This is a genomic window from Frankia sp. CcWB3 (assembly GCF_977927595.1).
Map to the genome: position 1 here is coordinate 1 of NZ_CDWRCK010000204.1, position 7,631 is coordinate 7,631.

A 7,631-nucleotide genomic window follows, 5' to 3' on the forward strand; every position below is an offset into this window, starting at 1 on the left:
CCTAGATGGAACGTACTGCCTGTCTCGTCTCATCTTGGCAGGTAGGGCGTGGGATGAGGGAGTGGAACTGCGGGACTGGGTAGCAGAACGGGTGCTGGAGCTGTCCTACACGTCGTGGGACATGGCTGCCTACGCGGAGGAGCTGCACGACGACGGACCACCGTTCCGGTGGGTCCCCGAGCGGCGGGCGCAGATCCGGGCCGAGCTGGATGCCGCCTACCTGCACCTCTATGGCCTGGCCCGGAACGAGGCGGAGCATGTGATCGACTCGTTCTTCGTCCTGCGCAAGAACGAGGAGAAGGCGTTCGGCGAGTTCCGCACCCGCCGCCTCGTCCTCGCCGCCTACGACACCATAGCCACCGGCGCCTTCGTCTCCCCACTGGATCCCCAACCCGGCCACGGTCCCCGTCATCCCGACCGGTGTACATGACCGGCTCAGAGATCATCTGTACCGCCGCGAATCCGATCAACGAGGGCGGGGGAAAATCGGCGCCTGAGGACGGCTCCGGAGGCAAGCACTTTATATATTTCGCCGGTGACGCCGCTGTTCGCCGCCCGCCTCCTCGATGTTCTGTCATGGCTGTGCTCCGCCGGCGTCAACGTTTCGGCGCGATAGGCGGCATATCAAAATAGCGTCGGCTGCTGGCTCACGGGTAGTTGGCTTGCGGGTAACTCAACGACCGTGTCCGGAGTTGGCCGACCGGGACTCTGGCGGAGACGGCCATCCTTGCGAAGTTCTCGCAACGCCGTACCTACATGCTCAGGACGAAAGACTGTGTTGAGCAGCGCGAAGCGGCGGAGGTTCGCGACTGTCATCGGACCTGACTCGGTGATAAAATCCATGATCGCGTTCTGGAGTGGGCGAGTTTCGGGTTCCATCTTAAGATCAAGGAGCTGCTGACCCGCGTCGCGCGGGTCGCGGTAGCGGACCCCGGTGAGCGGGTCGACCTTCCACATCGCGTCCTTCATCGCCTTGGAGTCGAAATGAAATAACTTGCGCGTTTCGAACCCTCCACAGGCCTGTGACCTGCGATGATGCTCTCGATCACGTATTTGTTACTTCATTACGTCCCCCTTGAGCCCGCTCTCGTGCGACGTGCCGAAGACGAGAAAAAGCGGACGGCCTCCCTCGTCGACCATCTCGAAGGCGAGGGTGAAGGAGAAGCCTGCACGATTGAGGGAAGCGCGGTACTGGTCGAGGAGGAAGGTTTTCTGTAAACATTCACCTGCTTTAGCGATCTTGCTGTAGGTGACGGTTCACGGGCATGGCTGTGGGCCGCGCCGGGTGGGGGCGGCTGCCGTCAGGTGGGGACGGCGGCGGCTGGTGGCATCCAGGGGGTGCCGCGGAACGCGAGGCGTAGGGCGTGCAGCGCGGAGACGCCGTGTTTGCGGGCGGTGGACAGGTAGCTGGCGATCTGGAGGCGGCAGGCGGTCACGGCCTCGGACAGGATCGCCATGTCCCGGTAGCGGGCGTAGGTGTCCTCGTCGAGGCGTCGGGCCTCCTGGTAGTCACCCATGCCGCGCAGGTCCCCGCCGAGTGCCCGCGCGGCGCGGAGCGTGAGGGCGTCGTTGCTGCCGAACAGGCGGGTCAGGCGATCGTGGGCAGGCTGGTCGAGTCCCTTGGCCTGGTCCGGCTCCCCCAGCGCCCGCAGGCTGTCGGCGAGGTCGAGAGCGAGCGTCAGGGTCCGCTTGTCGTTGTCGCCGAAGACGTCACGCCAGATGTCGAGGGTGACGCTCGCCAGATCCCTTCATCCCCAGTGATCGCGTTGCTCGTAGAGACACTGGACCTGGTTCGAGACGAGCCGCGACACCTCCTCGGAGGCCGACCCCACCGCGCCGGAGGGCACCAGGTGCGGTCGGATCAGGGAGTAGCGGGGCCATGTCTCGGGGCGGTCGGGCTCCAGCGGGTCCGCCGCCGCCAGCAACGCATGGACCCGGCGGCGGACACCGGTGCGTTGGTCGGGTGTGAGGTCGTCGCGGATCACCGCCTGGACGAGCCGGTGTATCTCCAGGCTCTCGTTCTTCTGATCCACCCGGACCAGGGCGTGCTCGCTGATCTGCCGGACGGCCTTGGCCAGTACGAAGGAGTCCCGGAACTCCTGATCCTCGGCATCGGTCAGGTCACGTAGCCCCGCACCGGCAAAGATCTGCAGACTGATCGGTTCTGGGCCGAAGAAGGCACACAGCTCGGCGAGCCGCGCCGCCGTGGGAATCTCGCTGCGTAGCCGCTCCATGGACAGCAGCCAGGTGCGGGCGACTGGCAGGGGGTAGGTCGGGATCTCGCCCTCGAGCAGCAGCGGCCCTGGGCTTCGGTCAAGAAGTTCCAGGTACCGTTCCGCGGTCATCCCGGTCTCGGCGTGCCAGGCGCCGGCGTGCTCGAGCGCCAGCGGAAGGTCCCCCAGCGCCTCGGCGAGCTGCGTGGCGACCTCCGTGGTCAGCGCCGGAGCCCGCCGCCGCAACAACGCGACACTCTCCTCCCGGCTGAACATACCGATCTCCACCCGCTCCTGCCTGCCCTGCCAGCGATGGTTGCGCGAGGTGATGAGCACGTGCCCGGGGCCATGCGGGATCAGTGGCGCCACATCATCGGGGGAGTCGGCGTTGTCGAAGACGAGGAGCCAGCGTCGGTACGGATCACCCCGGCGCAGGGCGTTCACCACCTCGTCAACCGGTTCCCGCCCCTCCCGGTGCGGCAGGCCCAGGTCGGCGGCCAACCGAGCCAGACTGCTGCGGACCAGCGCCGTCTGGTCGCACCCGCTCCAGCAGACCAAATCATAGGACGCCCCGAACCGGAACACATACTCCGTGGCTACCTGCGTCTTACCCACGCCGGCGAGGCCCTGCAGAACCTGGGTACTGACGGGCGCCCCGCCCACCCCGAAAAAGCGGTCGCGCAGCCCGACCAGGAGAGCCTCTCGTCCGATGAAGCTCGGGTTGTGCTCCGGTACCCCTGTCCAGACCTGGGGCGGCGAGCCGGGGAAACGCACGTTCGCCGCCACGCCGATCTCCCGGCGGAGTTGCGTGGCCCGGCGGGTCGGACGTCCCGTCGCGGCAAGCAGCGTCTGCCGTGCGGGCGCCTCGTCGAAACCGACGAGGTCGGCATACTCCCGGTTGGTGAACTCGGCCGGCAGCTGGAAGTCCTCGATGCGGACGGGCACGAGCAGCCGACCCGTCCCGTCCGGATCGCTCGCGACCGTCCTGCGCCATCTCTCCAACGCCGGCGGTGAGCGGACGTACGCCGATGACAGGATGACGACTGTTCGGAAATGACCGGCCGCGGGGACGGCGCCCTGATCGATCCGGTTCCCGGTGCCCGGGCCCGCCTGTTCCAGCCTCGTGGCGAAACCGGCGCTCTCGAGCTCGGTGGCGATCCAGTCCGCCCAGTTCCGGTCGGCGGAGGCGTAGCTCACCACGATGTTAGTCGGGATGGACACCGTGGTCCGCTCGAAGACCGCGAGATTGCGGCGGCGCTGCGTCTCGTCCAGCGTCGCGAGGGAGCGGACCTCCCCGTTGGTCAGGTACGAGGTAAGCCTTTCATAGGCGGCGAGAAGAGTGCCCTCCTGCAACGGGCGGTCCCCGAAGACCGCCAGGATCTCCTCGTACGCATAATACGGCTTGTATGGAACCTCCACATCGCCCCAGTACCGTTCCTTCTCCCGGGCGCTCATGTTCCGCAGAAACGGATCGAAGATCGCACGGGCGAAGTCCCGGCCCAGCTCAAGTTTTTTCTGCTCACCGTCCTCGACCCGCATGGGCACCGGTAGATGGCCGATTTCACCGTCCTTGTCCTGTGCGCTGATCGACTGGGCGACGGCGGCGGCACCCTCGATGCTCTGGGTACTGAGTGTGAAGCAGTTTACGACGATATCGGGCAACTGCACGGTGCATATTCCGGCGGTGTCGCTCAGCCCGGTCCGGCTGTCGATGAGGATCCAGTCGTAGGACGACCGCATGTTCTCCGCGAGTGCGTCGATGAAATCGGCCCCGTTGTGCGTGTCGTAGAAGGTGCTCCAGTCGAAGGTGCTGAGCCGGCGGGAGTAGGCTGCGTCGTGACGACCGGAGCAGACGAAGTCGATTGTGCCGTTGGCCGGAAAGGACCAGGTCAGAGACACCGCGTACGGCATGATCGCGGTCGCCCGCTCGAACCAGTCTTCCTCGCCGGCGGTCGGCGGCGACATCACCGTCGCGGTGAAATCCCAGATCATGTCCATGACGCCGCGGGTCGTCCGCAGATCCGGGTCGTGGTGGAACGGATGGAAGGACCGGTGGAGCCCGGGCGCCTCCAGATCCCAGTCGACGACGAGCACCCGCCGTCCGTTGCTGGCGAGCAGCCATGCGACGTTGGCGAGCACCATGGATCGGCCCGTGCCGCCCTTGTAGGCATAGAAGGTGACGATGCGTCCCGAATCCCGTTCGGTTCACTGGCGCCCTCTCCTACGGGCCGTTGAGGAACGGACGGCGGCGGTGGCTCGGCGGGCGCTGGCGGAAGATGGTCTGGCCGGCGAAGATGCGCTCGTGCAGATCCGTCAGGATCTGCACGAGCGCATCCGCGAACTCCTCGTGGGACTGCACCTGCTCCTGGAAGAGACCGTCTCGGCGCAGCATGTTGTTCGGCAGGGTGCTGGCGAGGGTCTCGAACAGCCGTTCTCTGTTTTCGTGCGTCTCCTCGTCGTCCGGATTCCAGGGCACGAGCACCCCGGTCGTCGGTTCGTTCCGCTGGTCGTATTCGAGCAGCGCGGTACGGAACGGTTCCATGGTGGCGGTCCACAGATCGACGATGAAGACGACGATCTCGTTGCGCGTGCGCGACCGCTTGAGCAGCGTGGAGATGCCGGTCTGCAGCATGACGATGTCCGAAGACATCTCCTGGCCCGCGGCGATGAACTGGGCGGAGACGCAGACCCGTTGCTTGTGATGCGGATGGTAGGGCTTCCACTCGTCGTACTGGCTGCCGTAGTAGCTCAAGTGCCGGCGCAGGGCGGCGAGTTCGCTGGCCGAGGTCACGGCGAGAACGAAGGTGACTCGCTTCAGACCGCCGACGTGGTCGGCCGGCTCCGGGCCGGCTTCCTGCGTGCGGACAGCGGTGGAAGGTCCGTCCCGGTCACCACGGGGCCCAATGTACGTGGCCGGCCCGGTTCCCGCCGTCGACTCGAGGATACTTGTCGGCCCGGTCACCGGGTGTGTCGTGGGTTCGGTACCGGCCAGACCCGTGCCCTGGTCTGCCTCTGCCTCGGTCGAGGCCACCGAGTGCGGCGGCGGGACCGGGTCCTGGATCAACTCCGGCACCTCGGACCGAGGCGGGACAGGGCGCCGGTCACCCCATTGATCAAACGCGCTGGGCACGGTGTCGAAGCCGGGGATCTCCGCCATGGGCGGCAGAGCGGTCTCTGCCGCGAGTCGTACGATCCGATCGGACAAAGCTACCAGGAACTCCTGGTACTCGTCGTGGTTCCGGTTCAGCTGGAGAAGATACCGTAAGCCGAACTTGGCGTACTCCTGGCCGAGATCTTCGTGATTGTACTGCAGCCGGGCCAGAATCGAGGGCGGCGGGCGTAAGGGGATCCACATCACTGGTAGGAGGACGGGTGCCCGCCCCGCGCCCGTCTCCTCCAGGTGGCGGAGGCGGTCCTCGAAAACTTGCCATTCCCGGCCGCAGTACTCACTTGTAAAAAAGGTGGGGGAGCATATGGCGACGAAAGTTCGGCAGCGGGCCAACGCCGAGGCGAGTTCCCGTGACCAGGCGTCGCCCGGTCGGATACTCGAGGTATCGAGAAACCCCACCTCGTCTGCCCTCGGATGCCCGCAGCGGGCCCGGACCTCGTGCCGCAGATCCCGGAAGAAGCGGGCGAGAAACGGGCCGTCCTCGCCGTCCGCGCGGGCGTAGCTGAGAAAGAAGTACAGCGGCGGCCCGTCCGTCGCCTCAGGCATGTCCGTCGGCATCGGGCCCGGCAGGCCGGTCGAACCGTAGTCGGTCTGGCCGACCGGGGGCATCGGAGCGGTCTTTTCCGGTACGAGGCGGTCGCTCACCCCTCGATCTGTGAATGATCTCCCCCGGCACCGAGGCCCCCTCTTTCCAACACGGTGTGGCCGGAACGCGCTGCGACCACACGTCACAACCTGTGCGGGTGCAGGCAAGTGAGAACTGAGTCTACGGCGTGGTCTCCCAGCCGGTTGTCGTCTAGATTTCAGGTGTGGACGGCGGTGACCGGCGGCAAAGTGCAGCAGGCGCTGCGGTGTCAGGTGCCGCTCTCGTGGTCTGTCCGGGAAACCAGCAAAGGACGGGATGGGGGACCGGCGGATCCGGGTCGATGTCGTCGTCGCCGGGCAGGCCCGGACGACGGTTCGTGCCATGGTTCGGATAGCGCGCACCACACCGCGACCCAGGTTAGATTGGATGACAGGGGTGGCGGAGGAGGTCAGCGGGTGAACGAGTCGTCCGACATCGAGACGCTCCTGCTCGAGGTGAGCGAGATAGTTCCTCTCGAGGCGAGGGCCACGGAATTTCCCGTGTTGAGTTGGGGGCTACGACGGGTCTGTCGCGAGGCGGCGAGGTCGTCGCCCCCGTCGAGTGGGTTCAGCTCCAGGATCCTGAAACAGGATGACGGACAGCCGGGGTGTCCACCATAACGACCGGGACCGCGGGGGGGTGGCCATATGGCTTCCTGCGCCACGACGTACTCGGCCGATCGGGCTGGCGGGCAATGCCCTTCAGCCAGTTCGTGCTGAAGGTGCACAGCCGCTGCAATCTTTCCTGCAGCTACTGCTATGTCTACCACCAGGCCGATCAGGGCTGGCGGGGGCAGCCGCTCGTCATGAGCCCGCAGCTCGTGGCGGCCGCGGCCGCGCGGGTCGGGGAGCATGCCCGCCGTCACAATCTGCCCGCGGTGAAGGTGATCCTGCACGGCGGCGAGCCGCTGCTTGCCGGCGCCGAGCTGCTGGAGTCGGTCGTCATGGCGTTCCGCGCCGCCGCGCCGCCGGGTACGGACGTTACGTTCAGCCTGCAGACCAACGGCGTGCTGCTCGACGAGAGGTTTCTCGATCTCTGCCGCACCCATACGATCATGGTGGGCGTGAGCGTCGACGGCACCCTCGCGCACCACAACCGCCGGCGGGTGCTGCGCAATGGCGCGGAGAGCCTCTCCGGCACCGTGGCCGGACTCGAACGACTCACCTCCGATCGCTTCCGGGCCGTTTTCGGCGGACTGCTCGGCGTCGTCGATCCGACGAGTGACCCGCTCGAGGTCTACGAGAGCCTGCTCGCCTGGCGGCCACCCGCCGTCGACTTCCTCCTGCCCCACGGGAACTGGACGACCCGCCCACCCGGCCGGCCGGCGGACGAGCAGGCCACGCCTTATGCCGACTGGCTCATCACGCTGTTCGACCGTTGGTACTCCGCGCCCGAGCACGAGACCAATCTCAGGCTCTTCCAGGAGATCATCACGCTCCTGCTCGGCGGCCACAGCCAGGTGGAGACGGTGGGGCTCTCGCCGTCCACCGTCGTCGTCCTCGAGACCGACGGCTCGATCGAGCAGGTCGACGCCCTGAAATCCGCCTATCACGGGGCGGCATCGACGGGTCTGCATGTGATCCGGGATGATTTTGACCGAGTGTTGCGGGGTCTTCGAAGTTAA

General features: G+C 66.5%; 7 protein-coding genes. 3 read left to right on the top strand and 4 right to left on the bottom strand.

The features are described 5' to 3' along the window. Positions 1–430, top strand: a 430-nt coding sequence (locus tag ACY5KJ_RS14990; protein ID WP_462203624.1) for a hypothetical protein, incomplete at its 5' end; no start/stop codon positions are given. 194 nt (positions 431–624) lie between these two features. Here the strand turns inward: ACY5KJ_RS14990 and ACY5KJ_RS14995 are convergent. Further along, positions 625–969 (bottom strand): hypothetical protein, encoded by a 345-nt coding sequence (locus ACY5KJ_RS14995; RefSeq protein ID WP_462203625.1) that lies wholly within the window; start codon positions 967–969, stop codon positions 625–627. Positions 970–1,032: 63 nt separating this feature from the next. Here ACY5KJ_RS14995 and ACY5KJ_RS15000 point away from each other — a divergent pair, with 63 nt between their 5' ends. After that, positions 1,033–1,218: a hypothetical protein gene (locus ACY5KJ_RS15000; protein WP_462203626.1), complete on the top strand. Its 186-nt coding sequence runs from the start codon at positions 1,033–1,035 to the stop codon at positions 1,216–1,218. 83 nt (positions 1,219–1,301) lie between these two features. Here the strand turns inward: ACY5KJ_RS15000 and ACY5KJ_RS15005 are convergent, their stop codons facing one another. Genes ACY5KJ_RS15005 through ACY5KJ_RS15015 form a run of 3 tightly spaced genes read right to left on the bottom strand, consistent with a single transcriptional unit; the run spans position 1,302 to position 6,027 of the window. After that, complete coding sequence (locus tag ACY5KJ_RS15005) at positions 1,302–1,742, bottom strand: tetratricopeptide repeat protein (protein ID WP_462203629.1); 441 nt, start codon at positions 1,740–1,742, stop codon at positions 1,302–1,304. Between the two features lie 6 nt (positions 1,743–1,748). Next, a complete protein-coding gene (fxsT, locus tag ACY5KJ_RS15010; RefSeq protein ID WP_462203630.1) occupies positions 1,749–4,397 on the bottom strand; it encodes an FxSxx-COOH system tetratricopeptide repeat protein in 2,649 nt (882 codons plus the stop codon). A 37-nt stretch (positions 4,398–4,434) separates the two neighbouring features. Continuing rightward, positions 4,435–6,027: a TIR-like protein FxsC gene (locus ACY5KJ_RS15015; protein ID WP_462203627.1), complete on the bottom strand. Its 1,593-nt coding sequence runs from the start codon at positions 6,025–6,027 to the stop codon at positions 4,435–4,437. Between the two features lie 587 nt (positions 6,028–6,614). Here ACY5KJ_RS15015 and ACY5KJ_RS15020 point away from each other — a divergent pair. After that, a complete protein-coding gene (locus tag ACY5KJ_RS15020) occupies positions 6,615–7,631 on the top strand; it encodes a radical SAM protein (protein WP_462203628.1) in 1,017 nt (338 codons plus the stop codon).